Here is a 14,336-nt window from a genome sequence, read left to right on the forward strand (position 1 = left end):
CCAACCCCTCCCCTAAAGGGGAGGAGCTTGATTGGCGTGCGGCATCGTTCCGACGCTCCAGAAGCGCTGGATTCCCGCCTTCGCGGGAATGACGAAGAGGGGCGGGGGGCTGACGAAGGGGCAGGCGGCTCATTACCGGTTCGCCGCCACGATGCGGCGGATCGCTGCCTCGACCTTCGGGTCCGTGCCGGTGGTCGTATCGCCCTGATACGGTGTCGTCGCGGCCTGCGCGAGTTGCGCGCCGCGCGTGTCGGCGGTGTCGATCGTCGCCTTCACCGAGAGGCCGACGCGCAGCGGATGTTGACGAAGCTCGCGCGGATCGAGCGCGATGCGGACGGGCAGGCGCTGGACGATCTTGATCCAGTTGCCGCTGGCGTTCTGCGGCGGGAGCAAGGCGAAGGCGTTGCCGCTGCCCGCCGACAGGCCGACAACCCGGCCGTGAAACTTCACGTCGCCGCCGTACATGTCGGAGGTCAGCTCGACCGGCTGCCCGATGCGGACATCCTTGAGCTGCGTCTCGCGGAAGTTGGCGTCGACCCACACACGGTCGAGCGGGACGATCGCCATCAGCGGGGTGCCGGCGTTGACCTGTTGCCCAACCTGCACCGTGCGTTGCGCCACCACGCCGGCGATCGGCGCGGTCATGTGCATGTGGCTGCGCGTGATCGCGGCACGGCGATAGGCGGCGATCGCGCTTAGCACCGCGGGGTTGGTGTCGACGTCGGTGCCCTGCACGGTCGCCTGCGCCTGCCGCCGTTGTTCGCGTGCGAGGCGCAGGTTGGCGGCTGCGACCTTCACCGCATCGGCGGCGTGCGACAGCTCCTCGCCCGAGACCGCGCCCTGCGCGGCGGCGGAGCGGCGGCGCGCATAATCGGCCTGCGTGCGCGACAGTTCGGCCTGCGCCTGGACGATTCCGGCGTCGCTCTGCCCGACGCGCGTGAAGTCGGCGCGCGTGCTGCGGACCGCGCGCGCCAGCTCGGCGGCGGCGGCGGCGACGTTGACGTCGGCGGTGGTCGGATCGAGATCGATCAGCGGCTGCCCGGCCTTGACCGCCTGCGTGTTGTCGGCGCGCAGCGCGGTGACGGTGCCGGGATCGCGCGCAGTGACCGCGACCACGTCCCCGGCGACATACGCATCGTCGGTTTCCTGTTCGGGCGGGCTGAAGAAGAAGTGCATCACCGCCCAGACGATGGCGGCGATCGCGACCAGCACCGCGAGGATGGTGAGCGCACGGCGACGCGCGGCGGGCTTGCCGGTGGGAGCAGGGGCGGGCGTCGGAGCGGGCGTGGCGGTGTCGGTCATCGGGCAGCGTCCTGAACGGGGTCGAAGCCGCCGCCCAGAGCGGTGGCGAGTTGCGCGCGCGCGGCGAGCGCGTCGATGGAGAGGCTGGCGTCGGCCAGCTCGGCGTCGAGCAGGCGGACGTCGTTGTCGACCAGGTCGAGCCGGCTGTTCAGCCCGCTGGCGACGCGGATCGTGTTGAGGCGGTTGGTTTCCGCAAAGCCGGCGGTCACCTGACGCTGGCTGACGCGCGCGGTGTCGGTGGCGCGGACCTGCGCGATGGCGTCGGCGACCTGTCGCGCCGCGGTGACGACCGCGTCATTATATTGCGCGGTCGCGACGTCGAGCGCGGCGGTGGCGCCGGCCAGATCGGCGCGGCGGCGCCCGCTGTCGAACAGCGGCAGATGGAGCGCCGCGCCGCCACCCGCGGTGCCGGAGTCGAGGTCGACGAAATTACCGAAGCCGATCGCCTGAAGCCCGACCAGCGCCGACAGGTTGATGTTGGGATAGAAAGCGCGGCGTGCGACCTGTCGCTCGGCCCCGGCGGCGGCGATCCGCGCCTGTGCCGCGGCGATGTCGGCGCGGCGCGCCAGCAGATCGGCGGGGATCGCGGTCGGCACCGGCAAGGCAGTGTCGCTCGCGAGATGCGTCGCGCCGATCGTCGCGGCATAATCGCTGCCGCGCCCGGCGAGCGCCGCCAGCGCGTTGGTGGCGAGCACGCGCGCCGCCTGCGCCTGCACCAGCGCGAGCCGTGCCTGCGCCAGCAGCGTTCCGGCGGCGGTAACGTCGATGCGGCTGGCGAGCTGGCTGCGCTCGCGCGCCTGCACCAGCGACAGCGAGCCTTCGCGCGCCTTGATCGTGCGGGCGGCGATCGCGGCGCGGCGTTCGGCGCGTGCGACCTCGACGTAGTTCTGCACGACCGCACCCGCGAGCATCAGCCGCGCGGCGGCGACGTCATAGCCGGCGGCGCGCGTCTGCGCGGCGGCAGCCTCGATCGCCGCCTTTTGCCGCCCGAACAGGTCGAGGTTCCACGACAGTCCGGCCTGTGCGGTGCCGAGCGCGCGGACCGTGCCGGCGAAGGGCGGCGGGATCGTGTAATTGCCCGACAGGCGCGAGCCCTGCACCTGCGCGTCGAGATCGACCGAGGGGCGGCGCTCGGCATCCTGTCGTTCGAGCGCGGCCTGCGCCTGACGGACGCGCGCCGCGGCGATCTCCAGCGAGGGATTGCCGGCCAGCGCGTCGGCGACCAGCCGGTCGAGCTGCGGATCGCCGATCGCATGCCACCAATCGGGGGCGAGCTGCACCGAAGGGCCGGCGAGCGCGAGCGTCGCGGGCGTCGTTGCGGCCACCGAGGTGTGCGAGGCAGGGGCGGCGCATCCGGCGAACAAGAGCGCCACCGCCGCGGCGAGCCCGGCGCGCGCGCGCGCAAGGCTGCACAGCGCGCGCGGCCGGGCAGCGCGGTGGGCAGGCGGTGTCAGGGGCATGTGGCAATGTCCTCCAGCGTGCAGCGCAGCTTCTGCATCTGCGCGATCAGCGTCTCGACCTCGGCGTCGGGCCAGCCGGTAAAGCAGCGGTTCCAATGGTCGACGACCATGTCACGGCAGCGCAGCGTCACGGCGCGCCCCGCCGCGGTCAGCGATAAGTGCACCACGCGGCGATCGTCGGCGGAGCGGGTCCGCTCGACCAGCCCCTTTTCCTCCAGCGTGTCGATCAGCCGCGTCATCGCGCCCTTGTCGTGCGCCATCCCGCGGGCCAGCGCGGCGCAGGTCGGCGCCTCGCCATGATGGATGGTCATCATCGCCGACCATTGCGACGAGTTCAGTTCCTCCTGGGCCAGCAGGCGATCGAGCAGCACCGTCATCGTCTGATTGCACGACTTGATAAGGTAACCGATCGCGCGTTCCGGCGTGTAGGTCTCGGGATCGTAGAAGCTCATGACCGTTGCCTTGGCAACTATTGCCGGAGCAGTCAACGTCTTTGTTTCGTAACATTGCTGCGGGTGGATCAGTCGTCGCGCTTGCGGCGGTCGACCCGCTCGCTATGGTTTCGCGCGACACTTCATTTCCCCGGGGGAGCATCAACGTTGGCTTATCGCGCATTCCTGGCTGCCGGATCGGCACTGGCGGCTTTGACGACCCCCGTTCTGGCTCAGAACACTCCGGCTGCCGCGCCCGCGCCGGTGTCGCAGCTGGTGAAGGCGGTCGACATTCCGTATCAGCAGTTTACGCTGAAGAACGGACTGCGCGTGATCGTCCATACCGACCGTAAGGCGCCGATCGTCGCGGTCAGCGTCTGGTACGATGTCGGGTCGAAGCACGAACCGCAGGGCAAGACCGGGTTCGCGCATCTGTTCGAGCATCTGATGTTCAACGGCAGCGAGAACGCGCCGGGCGACTTCTTCGAGCCGCTGCAACAGGTCGGCGCGACCGACTTCAACGGCACGACCTATTTCGACCGCACCAATTATTTCGAGACGGTGCCGACCGCGGCGCTGGCGCGCGCGTTGTTCCTCGAGTCGGACCGGATGGGCTATCTGACCGGCGCGATCACGCAGGGCGTGCTCGACGAGCAGCGCGGCGTGGTGCAGAACGAGAAGCGGCAAGGCGACAACCAGCCTTATGGCCTGCTCCGCTATAAGGCGACCGAGGGGCTGTTCCCCGCGACGCATCCGTATGGCCATACGACGATCGGTTCGATGGCCGATCTCGACCAGGCGAGCCTCGCCGACGTCAAGAACTGGTTCAAGGGCCATTACGGGCCGAACAATGCGGTGCTGGTGCTGGCGGGCGACGTCGATGTCGCAACCGCCCGGCCGCTGGTCGAGAAGTATTTCGGCGCGATCGCCGCCGGGCCGAAGAGCGTCGCGCCGCCCGCGCCGATCCCCGCATCGCTGCCGGGGCCGGCGAAGGAAGTGATGAAGGACCGCGTCGCTGCGACCCTCATCATGAAGGAATGGGCGGTGCCCGGCCTGAACGACAAGGACGCCGCCGCACTGGAAGTCGCGGCGGGCGTGCTCGGCGGGCTGGCCAGTTCGCGCTTCGACAACGTGCTGGTGAAGGGCGAGAAGCTGGCGGTGCAGGCGTCGGCGGAATATGAGCCGTTCGCGCAGGTCGGCACTTTCCAGATCACCACGATCGTCCGCCCCGGCGTCGATCCCGCGACCGTTTCGGCGCGGATCGACCAATTGGTCGCCGACTTCGTCAAGAACGGTCCGACCGCGGACGAGGTCAACCGCTACGTGACCAGCACGGTGTCGAACCGCATCGACGGGCTGGAGGCGGTCGGCGGCTTCGGCGGCAAGGCGACCGCGCTGGCCGAAGGCGCGCTGTATTCGAACGATCCGGGCTTCTACAAAAAGCAGCTGGCCGCGCTGGCGGCGCAGAGTCCGGCAACCGTTAAGGCGGCGGTGGCCAAATGGCTGACGCGCCCGTCCTACCAGCTCGACATCGTCAACGGCGATCGCGACGCTTATGCCGAATCGAAGGCGGTGCCGCCGGCCAAGGTGGTCGAGGCACCCGAACCGCCGGCGAAGGGCACGCGCGGCCCGATCCCGGCGGTCGGCGAGGTCGCCGGACTGTCGTTCCCGACCGTCGAGCGTACCCGCCTGTCGAACGGCATCGAGCTGGTCTACGCCAATCGTTCGGTGGTGCCGATCACGCAGGCGGTGCTCAGCTTCGACGCGGGGGTTGCCGCCGATGTCGCGGACAAGCTGGGCACGCAGCAACTGACGCTGGCGATGATGGACGAGGGCACGAAGCGGCTCAACTCGATCCAGATCGCCGAGGCACGCGAGCGGCTGGGCGCATCGATCTCGAGCGGGAGCAGCCCGGATCGCACGACGCTGTCGCTGCGCGTGCCGAGCGCCAACCTCGAAGCGGGTACGGAATTGTGGGCAGACATCGCGCGGACGCCCGCCTTCCCGGAGAGCGAGCTGGCGCGCGTCAAGTCGCAGCAACTCGCCGAGATCGCGCAGGAGCTGACGAGCCCGCAAGGCCTGGTGCAGCGTGTGCTGCCGAAGCTGGTGGGCCCGGGCTCGCCCTACGCCAAGGCGCAGGGAGCGGGCGATGCGGCAGCGGTGCAGGGGCTGACCCGCGCCGAGCTGATCGCATTCCAGCAGGCGTGGCTGCGGCCGGACAAGGCGAAGATCTTCGTCGTCTCCGACCGGCCGCTCGCCGAGATCCGGCAGGTGATGGAGGCGCGGTTCGGCGACTGGAAGCCGGCCGGTGCGGCCGGTGCGAAGACGTTCCCGCCCGCGGTCACATCGGTATCGCCGCGGATCGTGCTGGTCGACCGCCCCGCCAGCCCGCAGTCGATGATCGCGGCAGGCGTGCAGACCGGGCTGAAGGGCACCGACGATCTGTTGCCGGTGCAGGTCGGCAACGACGCGCTGGGCGGCAGCTTCCTGGGGCGGCTCAATATGGACCTGCGCGAGGACAAGCATTGGTCGTACGGGGTGCGCGGCAATTTCAGCCGCAACGCCGAGGCGGCGCCCTATGTGATGTACGCGCCGGTGCAGGCGGACCAGACCGGCCCGTCGGTCGCGGCGCTGCGCAGTGACGTGACTCAGTTCCTGACCAGCAAGCCGATGACGCAGGAAGAGTTCACCCGCGCGATCAACGCCGGCACGCGCTCGTTGTCGGGCAATTTCGAGACCTCGGACGACGTGTTGACCGCGATGCAGGCCAACGACCTCTACAAGCGCCCCGACGATTATTATGCGACGATCACGCAGAAATATCGTGCGCTGACGCTGCCGCAGGTGACCGCCGCGACCAAGGCGGCGATCGATCCGGCGAAGTTCGTCTGGGTGGTGGTCGGCGAGGCGGCAAAGGTGAAGCCGCAGCTTGACTCGCTGGGCCTGCCGGTCGAGGTCATGCCGGCTGCCGCGGTGGCCGGAACGCCTCCGGCGCGCGCCGCCAAGTAAGGAGTAACACGATGGCCGGAGTGGATGGTACCTACGATTGCACGGTGAAGTCGCCGCTCGGCGATCAGAAGCTGACGCTGACCGTCACGCAGTCGGGCGATGCGTTCACCGGGCAGGCATCGGGCGCGATGGGGGCGTCGGACGTCAACGGCACCGTCGACGGCAACACGCTGGCCTGGAAGCAGCAGATGACGGTGCCGATGCCGATGACGCTCGACATCACCGCGACGGTGGACGGCGACACGATCACCGGCAGCGTCGGCGCGGGTGCGTTCGGCAGCTTCCCGCTGTCAGGGACGCGCACCGCCTGAGCGCGGACCGGCCTTTTCCGGGCTGACGTACGGCGCGGCAGGAGCGATCCTGCCGCGCCGTACGACTATTTGGCGCTGGCAAGTCCTTGCCGCGCAAGGCACATCCCGCTGCGACGTACGGGAGACAGGTCGTGGATGCGGGACGCAGGGAGATGATGGCGATGATGGCGATCGGCGGCGCGGGGATGGTTGGCGCTCTTTCGGGTGGCGAGGCGCAGGCGACCGCCGCGCCGGTCCCGGCCAAGGTGGTGCATCATGTGTTCTTCTGGCTCAAGAATCCGACCTCGACCGCCGATCGCGACCGCCTGATCGCCGGGCTGCGCACGCTGGCGGCGATCCCGGTGATCCGGGCGCTGCATATCGGCGTGCCGGCGGATACCGAGGCGCGCGACGTGGTCGACGGCAGCTATCAGGTTTCGGAGCTGATGTTCTTCGACAGCGTGCCCGACCAGAAGGCCTATCAGGACCATCCGATCCACCAGAAGTTCGTCGCCGAGTGCGAGCCGTTGTGGCGCAAGGTAACGGTCTACGACACGTTGCGGGTCGACTGACCGGGCGGCCGGTTAGCGGCGCCGCGGCCGATCGACGTTCATCGGCCACCTGTCTGGCTTCGTCGTTCCGGACTTGATCCCGCATCCCGCTTCTTTCGGCGGGTGACGATGCGCGCGATCAGCTCTTCAGGCGCCAGCCGGTGCGGAAGATCGTCACCACCGCGGTAAGGCACAGCGCCGCGAACCCCAGCGTCACCGCAATGCACGTCACGAACGATACGTCGCTCTGTCCGAAGAACGTCCAGCGGAAGCCGTTGATGAGATAGGCGACCGGGTTGAACAAGGTCACCGTCCGCCACGGTTCGGGCAGCACGTCGAGCGAGTAGAAGGCGCCGCCGAGGAAGGTCAGCGGGGTGACGACGAGCAGCGGGATCACCTGCAATTGTTCGAAGCCGTTCGCCCAGATGCCGAGGCAAAAACCGAAGAGCGCGAAGCTGGCGGTGACCAGTAGCAGGTAGAGTAGCATCAGCAGCGGATGCGCGACATGCAGATCGACGAACAGATGCGCGGTGGCGAAGATCACCAGCGCGATCACCATCGACTTGGTCGCCGCCGCGCCGACATAGCCGAGCACCGTTTCGATCGGCGACAGGGGAGCCGATAACAATTCGTAGATCGTGCCGGTGAATTTCGGCATGTAGATGCCGAGGCTGGCGTTGAAGATGCTCTCCGAGAAGATCGTCAGCAGCATCAGCCCGGGCACGATGAACGCGCCGTAGCTGACGCCGTCCACGCCGCGCATCTGCGACCCGATCGCCGCGCCGAAGACGATGAAATAGAGCGTGGTGGTGATGACCGGCGTCGCGAGGCTGGTCCAGATCGTCCGCCCGAACCGCGCCATCTCAAAGCGATAGATCGCCCAGATCCCATGCAGGTTCATGCGCGTTCTCCCACCAGATCGACGAAGATGTCTTCAAGGCTCGACTTGCGCGTTTCGAGATCGCGAAAGGCGATATGTTGCTGCGCCAGTCGTTCTAGCAGCCGCGGGATGCCGGTATCCTCGGCCTTGGCATCGAAGATGTAGCGCAAGGTGTGCCCCTCGTCCTCGATCGTCAGCGGCCAGTCGGACAAGGCCGGCGGGATCGCGGTCATCGGTTCGACCAGGGTCAGGTCCATCTGGCGCTTGCCGAGCTTGGCCATCAACGCGTTCTTTTCCTCGACCAGCAGCAGCTTGCCACCGGTGATGACGCCGACGCGATCGGCCATCTCCTCGGCTTCCTCGATATAATGGGTGGTCAGGATGATCGTCGCGCCCTGTTCGCGCAGCCGGTGCACCAGCTTCCACATGTCGCGGCGCAGCGCGACGTCGACGCCGGCGGTCGGCTCGTCGAGGAACAGGATCTGCGGCTCGTGCGCCAGCGCCTTGGCGATCAGCACGCGGCGCTTCATCCCGCCCGACAGGTCCTTGATCTTGGCATGCCGCTTTTCCCACAGCGACAGGTCGCGCAGCACCTGTTCGATATAGTCGGAATGGCCCGAGCGGCCGAACAGCCGCCGCGAAAAGGTGACCGTGGCGAGTACGCTTTCGAACTGGTCGGTCGCCAGCTCCTGCGGCACCAGTCCGATCGCGCGGCGCGCGGCCTTATAGTCGCGGGTCACGTCATGCCCGGCGACGGTGACAGTACCGGCGCTGGGGGTAACGATCCCGCAGATGATGCTGATGAGCGTCGTCTTGCCCGCGCCGTTCGGCCCGAGCAGCGCGAAGATCTCGCCGCGGTTGACGGTCAGGTCGACCGTGCCGAGCGCGGTCGGGCCGTTCTTGTAGGTCTTCGACACACCTGCGACGGTGAGAATCGGTTCCGGCATTGCGCCCCCTTGTTGCTGACGATCGACGCCCGGGATCGTCGACGGTTCGTCCGACCCTGTTTTGTGGTGCGCAGATGGTGATGACGGGATGGGAAGTCTATGGGAAGATGATGGCGTTATGACCTTGAGGTAGAGCGGATGACGGCGGTGACGGCGGATCGCAGCGGACGACGGATCGCGACGATCGTGGCGCCCGTCGCCATCGTCGCGGGCGCGGGGCTGGCGGCGCGGACCACGCTCGCCGCCGCCTATCCGCTGCCGGCGCTGCTGTTGTTCCTGTGGATCGTTGCCGACACGATGACACTGGCGCTGCTCGCCCGGACGGATCGCAAGCCGACCGTGCGGGTGGTGCTGGGGACGCTTGCGGGGGCGTGCCTGACCGTCGTGGTGGGAGCGCCGCCGGCGTTGCGCGCGACGCTGTGGGCGATGCCGTGGCTGGTGACGATCATGGCGGCGGTCATCCTCGGGCATGTCGCGGTCGCGGGGCGGTCGGCGGGGCGGGCGTGGCGCGCGCCAGCCGCGGGAAGGCGCGAACGATGCGAGCGGGCGGCATCGGCGCTGTTACCGCCGATGCTGGTCCGCCTCGCGACGGCCGAGCTGACGGTGTTGCATCTCGCCCTGTTCCGCTGGGGTGGGCCCCCGGATGTCCCCGCCGCGGCGCGCGGCTTTGCCTATCACCGCCACCTTGCCCCGATGTGCGCGGCGTTGCTGATCCTGTCGGCGATTGAAGTGGCGGTCTATCACCTGTTGCTCGCGCATTGGAGCAGAGCGGGCGCGGTGGTGATGTTCGTGCTGAGCGATGTCGGCTTCGTCTATCTGGTGGGGCTCATCAAGTCGTTCCGGTTCCGCCCGATCCTGCTGACCCGCGACGGTGTGCGGGTGCGTGCCGGCTTCCTGATCGACCGGTTCGTGCCGCTGGAAGCGATCGTCGGCGTTGATGGCGATGTGCGCGGCGAGGAAATCCGCGACGCCGCGACGCTCAACGCGGCGTTGCTGGCGTGGCCTAACGTGGTGTTGCGGCTGCGTATTCCGCTGCCGGCACGGTCCATCTTGCGCCGCAAGCCGGCCGTCGTGCGCGTGGCGTTCCGGCTCGACGAGCCGGAGGCGTTCGTGCGGATGCTGCGGTGGCGGTTGGGGCAGGGAGCGGATCGCCGCTAGGACGCGCGCGCCTTTGCCACGGCGTCCTGCAGGCGATCGAGCGGGAGTGCGCCGCTGAGCAATTGATCGCCGACCACCCATGCGGGGGTGCCACTTATTCCAAGCTTTTGAGCGAGTTCGAGGTTGGTGCTTAGTGCTTCTTCGGTGTCGGCGGGCGCTTTCGACAGATCGACGCCGCTGGCGCGGGCGGCCTGCGCGATCGTCGCGTCGCTGACCGGGCCGGCGGCGTAGAGCGCGTCGTGGAAGCCCTTGAATTTGCCTTGTGATGCGGCGGCGAGCGAGGCGCGGGCGGCGGCGCGGCTGCTGTCGGCGAGCACCGGCAGTTCCTTGAAAACGACGCGGAGGTTCTTGTCGGCGGCGACCAGTTTCTCGATCGTGGGCAGGCTGGCGCGGCAGAAGCCGCAATTATAGTCGTAAAACTCGACGAGGGTGACATCAGCGTTCGGGTTACCGATCCATGCGTTGCCATAGGGTGCCTCGATCGCACCGCGATTAGCAGCGATCGCGCGGGTCGCGTCGCGCTGTTGCAGCCGTTCGATCGCCTCCGGGATCAGTTCGGGGTGCGCCAGGACATATTCGCGTACGACGCGGCCGATGCGCGCCTCGTCCGACGCAGCCACCGGCGCCGCGCGATCCGCGAGCCACATGCCGCCGGCGCCGAACAACAGTCCGATCGCGACGAGCCCCAACACCATCATCCGGTTCAACGGCGCTTCTTCTTTCCATTCTTGTCGACGGCGTTCTGCGCGGTCATCGCAATGTCCTGCGCGCGGATCCAGTCGGGTGTGTTCTTGGGAATACCCGCCATCGCGAAGCGGGCGCGGTCGCCGGCGGTGCGGTCGTCGCCCATCATGCTCGCGCGCTCGGCGCTCGCCAGCGCGGCGCGCGCCTCGTCGCCCGTCAGCTCATAGACGGTGCCGAGCTGGAACCAGGCGAACGGATTTTCGTCGTCGCGTGCCACCGCGGTGCGCAGCACGCGCTTCGCCTCGTCATAATTCGCCGGGTCCTCGGTCGCGATCAGCGCATGGCCATAGGTGGTGGCGATCAGCGGATTGGCGCGCGAGCCCTCGGTCGCGCGCTTGAGCGGCGCGAGCGCGAGCTTCGGCTTGCCGGCTTCGAGCAGGATCTGCCCCATGATCTCCTGAAAATAGGGATCGTCGGGCTCCCTGGCGACCAGCGCCTCGGCCTCGGCATCGGCTTTCTCGGGATAGCCGGCGCGGTGATAGGCGTAGGCGCGCGCGTAATGCGCATACACCGTCTGATCGCTGTCGGGATATTTCTGGAGCGCCTGCGGCGGCGGCATCAGATAGCCGTCGAGCTTGGCGCGGACGCGCAGGAAGCGTTCCTGAAGCGTGCTGTTGGGTGGCTTGCCCCACGCCTTCGACGCCTGCAGATCGGCGGTCAGCGTTTGGATGCGCGTGCCCGACAGCGGGTGCGACTGCATGAAGGGATCGATGTTCTTCGTGCCGTAGCGATATTCCTGCTGTTGCAGCTTCTTGAAGAACTCCAGCATCCCCTTGCCGGTGATCCCGGCGGTGTCGAGATAGCGCACCGCCGAGGCATCGGCGGTCGATTCCTGCACGCGGCTGAAGGCGAGGTACTTGCCCATCGCGACCTGTTGCCCGGCGGCAAGGATGCCGGCGCCCGCCTCGCCGCCGCCCGCCGCCATCGCGGCCAGCCCAAGCACCATCGAAAGCAGATAGACGCCCATCGCGGGCTTCTGACCCTGCGCGCTGGTGATGACATGGCCATCGGCGATGTGGCCGAGTTCGTGGGCGATGACGCCCTGCACCTGATTGGCGCTGTCGGCCTGCTGGAGCAGCCCGGTGTGGATGTAGACGGTCTGTCCGCCGGCGACGAAGGCGTTGATCGAATCGTCGTTGACCAGCGCGAACGACACGTCAGTGGGGCGCAGGCCCGCGGCGGTGACGAGCGGTGCGGACATGTCCTTGAGCAGCGCCTCGGTCTCGGCATCGCGCAGCAGCGATTGCGCCTGCGCGGGTTGTGCGAGGAGCAGGACGGTGGCGGCGACGGCGGCGATCAGGCGGCGCATGGGGCGGGTCTTATGGCATGACGACATGAGCCGGAACCCCTCGCCCCATTATTGCAAACGACGCGACGCGAGGCAGGGCGTCCTGGTGTGGCGCTGGATTGCTTCGCTCCGCTCGCAATGACGGCGGGAAGCGCGGCGGGGCTGTCTACCGGGCGGGGTGCGTTCCGGGGCACGTGCTTCGACAGGCTCAGCACGAACGGAAAGGAGTGGGTCGCGTCCAGAGCGATGGTTGTGGAGGCGGCGATCGTGCGACGCGCGGAGCGGGCCTCGGAGCGCGAAGACATCGGCCGGAAGTCTGCCTTCGTCATTGCGAGCGTAGCGAAGCAATCCAGGGCCGGATCAGGACGCCCTGGATTGCTTCGCTACGCTCGCAATGACGATGAAGATGCAGACGAATGAAGCTCATCGGCCGGGCCTTACGGCGGTTCGACTGAACCGCCGCTGAAGCCCGGCCGATCGCATTATGCGCCGAACGTGCGCTGCCACCAGCCGCGGCGCGGCTGTGCGGTCGACGGGTCGGCGTCGGCGGCCGGTTCCTCGGCGGCAGGCGCTTCGTCCGCCGCCGGCTCGTCCGCTGCCGCCGGCTCGGGCGCGGTCTCTTCGGCGACCTTCTTGCGACGGGTGCGCTTCGGCTTGGCCGGGGCTTCCTCGGCAACCGGCTCGGGGGCGGGCAGGCCGTCGTTGACCGGACCGACATCGCCGGCGTCGACCACCGGTTCGGCGACCTTCTTGCGGCGCGTGCGCTTCGGCTTGGCGGGAGCCTCGTCGGCGACCGGTTCCTCGACGGCGACCGGTTCCGGGGCAGGCGCCGCAGCGGGCTTCCGGCCACGGCGCGCGGTCGGCGCCGGGGTCGGCTCGGCGGCGACACGGGCGCGCGGACGGCGACGCGTCTTCGGCGCGGCGGGCTCTTCGACCGCGGGCGCTTCCTCGACGACCGCGTCGGCAACTACCGGCTCGGGCTCGATCACGGCATCATCGACGACCTCGACCTGGTCATCAGCCGTCGGCTCGGCAGCCTGCTCGCCACCACGCTCGCCATCACGACGGCGACCGCGACGCCCGCGACGCCGGCGACGACCGCCCTCGCGCTCGGCTTCCTCGCCGGCGTCGGCGTCGACTGCGGTGTCCGGCTCGGCCTCGGCCTCGGCCGCTTCGACCGGCTCGGCCTCGTCGGCGTCTTCCTCGCCGGCCTCGCCGTTCTGCTCCTCACCTTCGACCCGATCGCGACCGCGACGCCCGCGACGACGACGGCGGCGACGGCCACCACGCCCGCCTTCGCCCTCTGGCGCGGCGACCTGCTCGACGGTGTCCTCGTCCTCGGCCTCTTCCTCCTCGTCGATCTCGTCCTCGACCAGATCGTCCTCGGGCTCTTCGACGATCGGACGATCGAACTTCGGCGGATGCGCGGGCGGCGGGCCGCTGGCCTCGACCGACATGCGCGCGCCTTCCTCCTCGCCGTCAGGGATGATCTCGACGGTGACGCCGTAGCGATCCTCGATCTCGGCGATGTCCGCACGCTTGCGGTTGAGCACGTAGAAGGCCGCTTCCTGGCTGCACCGCAGCGTCAGGACCGAGCCGCGCCCGCGCGCCGCTTCGTCCTCGATCAGCCGCAGCGCCGACAGGCCCGACGACGAAGCGGTACGGACGAAGCCGGTGCCTTCGCAATGCGGGCAGGGACGCGTCGACGCCTCGAGCACGCCGGTGCGCAGCCGCTGACGGCTCATTTCCATCAGGCCGAAGCCCGAGATGCGGCCGACCTGGATGCGCGCGCGATCGTTCTTGAGCGCCTCCTTCATCGCCTTCTCGACCTTACGGACGTTCGATCCGTTATCCATGTCGATGAAGTCGATGACGATCAGCCCGGCCATGTCGCGCAGACGAAGCTGACGCGCGATTTCCTGCGCCGCTTCGAGGTTGGTCGCGGTGGCGGTCTGCTCGATATTGTGCTCGCGGGTCGACCTCCCTGAGTTGATGTCGATCGACACCAACGCCTCGGTCGGGTTGATGACCAGATAGCCGCCCGACTTGAGCTGGACGACCGGATGGTACATCGCGGCGAGCTGATCCTCGACGCCCGCGCGCTGATAGAGCGGCACCGGGTCGCTGTAATGCTTCACCTTTCGCGCGTGCGTCGGCATCAGCAGCCGCATGAATTCGCGCGCCTGACGATAGCCGTCGTCGCCCTCGACGATGACCTCGTCGATGTCCTTGTTGTAGATGTCGCGGATCGCGCGCTTCATCAGGTCGCTGTCGCC

12 protein-coding genes are annotated in these 14,336 nt (G+C 68.5%); 4 read left to right on the forward strand and 8 right to left on the reverse strand.

The features are described from left to right. Window positions 1–132 precede the first annotated feature (132 nt). Genes AADI75_RS03765 through AADI75_RS03775 form a run of 3 tightly spaced genes read right to left on the reverse strand, consistent with a single transcriptional unit; the run spans window position 133 to window position 3,214 of the window. Entirely contained in the window at window positions 133–1,302 is a 1,170-nt protein-coding gene (locus tag AADI75_RS03765) for an efflux RND transporter periplasmic adaptor subunit (protein WP_341207709.1), read from the reverse strand. After that, window positions 1,299–2,762, reverse strand: coding sequence for an efflux transporter outer membrane subunit (locus AADI75_RS03770; RefSeq protein ID WP_341207710.1), 1,464 nt, complete (start codon window positions 2,760–2,762; stop codon window positions 1,299–1,301). The genes AADI75_RS03765 and AADI75_RS03770 overlap by 4 nt, the downstream gene beginning before the upstream one ends. Then, window positions 2,753–3,214 carry a MarR family winged helix-turn-helix transcriptional regulator gene (locus AADI75_RS03775; protein WP_341207711.1) on the reverse strand — a complete coding sequence of 154 codons (462 nt, stop codon included), beginning with the start codon at window positions 3,212–3,214 and terminating at the stop codon, window positions 2,753–2,755. The genes AADI75_RS03770 and AADI75_RS03775 overlap by 10 nt, the downstream gene beginning before the upstream one ends. A 147-nt stretch (window positions 3,215–3,361) precedes the next feature. On the opposite strand from AADI75_RS03775, the gene AADI75_RS03780 reads away from it, so the two are divergent. The 3 genes from AADI75_RS03780 to AADI75_RS03790 all read left to right on the forward strand — a co-directional run bounded on the left by AADI75_RS03780 (window position 3,362) and on the right by AADI75_RS03790 (window position 7,064). Next, a complete protein-coding gene (locus AADI75_RS03780) occupies window positions 3,362–6,202 on the forward strand; it encodes a pitrilysin family protein (RefSeq protein ID WP_341207712.1) in 2,841 nt (946 codons plus the stop codon). 11 nt (window positions 6,203–6,213) lie between these two features. Further along, a complete protein-coding gene (locus AADI75_RS03785; RefSeq protein WP_341207713.1) occupies window positions 6,214–6,513 on the forward strand; it encodes a hypothetical protein in 300 nt (99 codons plus the stop codon). A 152-nt stretch (window positions 6,514–6,665) separates the two neighbouring features. Continuing rightward, complete coding sequence (locus tag AADI75_RS03790; RefSeq protein ID WP_341207714.1) at window positions 6,666–7,064, forward strand: Dabb family protein; 399 nt, start codon at window positions 6,666–6,668, stop codon at window positions 7,062–7,064. Window positions 7,065–7,182: 118 nt separating this feature from the next. On the opposite strand, the gene AADI75_RS03795 is transcribed toward AADI75_RS03790, so the two are convergent. Both AADI75_RS03795 and AADI75_RS03800 read right to left on the reverse strand, forming a co-directional pair. Then, the gene (locus AADI75_RS03795) at window positions 7,183–7,944 is read right to left on the reverse strand and encodes an ABC transporter permease (protein WP_341207715.1); all 762 of its coding nucleotides are present in this window, start codon (window positions 7,942–7,944) and stop codon (window positions 7,183–7,185) included. Continuing rightward, entirely contained in the window at window positions 7,941–8,870 is a 930-nt protein-coding gene (locus tag AADI75_RS03800; RefSeq protein WP_341207716.1) for an ABC transporter ATP-binding protein, read from the reverse strand. The genes AADI75_RS03795 and AADI75_RS03800 overlap by 4 nt, the downstream gene beginning before the upstream one ends. Before the next feature lie 138 nt (window positions 8,871–9,008). Between AADI75_RS03800 and AADI75_RS03805 the strand changes: the two genes are divergently transcribed. Then, on the forward strand, window positions 9,009–10,028 hold the full coding sequence (locus tag AADI75_RS03805) for a hypothetical protein (RefSeq protein ID WP_341207717.1): 1,020 nt from the start codon (window positions 9,009–9,011) through the stop codon (window positions 10,026–10,028). On the opposite strand, the gene AADI75_RS03810 is transcribed toward AADI75_RS03805, so the two are convergent. From AADI75_RS03810 to AADI75_RS03820, 3 genes are all read right to left on the reverse strand, one after another. Continuing rightward, window positions 10,025–10,726 carry a DsbA family protein gene (locus AADI75_RS03810; protein WP_341207724.1) on the reverse strand — a complete coding sequence of 234 codons (702 nt, stop codon included), beginning with the start codon at window positions 10,724–10,726 and terminating at the stop codon, window positions 10,025–10,027. The two genes, AADI75_RS03805 and AADI75_RS03810, sit on opposite strands and share 4 nt — an antisense overlap. A 5-nt stretch (window positions 10,727–10,731) precedes the next feature. Then, a complete protein-coding gene (locus AADI75_RS03815; RefSeq protein ID WP_341207718.1) occupies window positions 10,732–12,081 on the reverse strand; it encodes a M48 family metalloprotease in 1,350 nt (449 codons plus the stop codon). A 461-nt stretch (window positions 12,082–12,542) separates the two neighbouring features. Further along, on the reverse strand, window positions 12,543–14,336 hold a 1,794-nt coding region (locus AADI75_RS03820), incomplete at its 5' end, for a ribonuclease E/G (protein WP_341207719.1).

The sequence above is a fragment of the uncultured Sphingomonas sp. genome, assembly GCF_964021865.1.
Lineage (GTDB): Bacteria > Pseudomonadota > Alphaproteobacteria > Sphingomonadales > Sphingomonadaceae > Sphingomonas.

Excerpts from the sequence above, each read along its gene's own strand:
- AADI75_RS03785 (WP_341207713.1), top strand. The coding sequence starts at position 6,214 with ATGGCCGGAGTGGATGGTACCTACGATTGCACGGTGAAGTCGCCGCTC.
- AADI75_RS03800 (WP_341207716.1), bottom strand. The coding sequence starts at position 8,870 with ATGCCGGAACCGATTCTCACCGTCGCAGGTGTGTCGAAGACCTACAAG.
- AADI75_RS03790 (WP_341207714.1), top strand. The coding sequence starts at position 6,666 with ATGATGGCGATGATGGCGATCGGCGGCGCGGGGATGGTTGGCGCTCTT.
- AADI75_RS03810 (WP_341207724.1), bottom strand. The coding sequence starts at position 10,726 with ATGATGGTGTTGGGGCTCGTCGCGATCGGACTGTTGTTCGGCGCCGGC.
- AADI75_RS03775 (WP_341207711.1), bottom strand. The coding sequence starts at position 3,214 with ATGAGCTTCTACGATCCCGAGACCTACACGCCGGAACGCGCGATCGGT.
- AADI75_RS03805 (WP_341207717.1), top strand. The coding sequence starts at position 9,009 with ATGACGGCGGTGACGGCGGATCGCAGCGGACGACGGATCGCGACGATC.
- AADI75_RS03815 (WP_341207718.1), bottom strand. The coding sequence starts at position 12,081 with ATGCGCCGCCTGATCGCCGCCGTCGCCGCCACCGTCCTGCTCCTCGCA.
- AADI75_RS03765 (WP_341207709.1), bottom strand. The coding sequence starts at position 1,302 with ATGACCGACACCGCCACGCCCGCTCCGACGCCCGCCCCTGCTCCCACC.
- AADI75_RS03795 (WP_341207715.1), bottom strand. The coding sequence starts at position 7,944 with ATGAACCTGCATGGGATCTGGGCGATCTATCGCTTTGAGATGGCGCGG.
- AADI75_RS03770 (WP_341207710.1), bottom strand. The coding sequence starts at position 2,762 with ATGCCCCTGACACCGCCTGCCCACCGCGCTGCCCGGCCGCGCGCGCTG.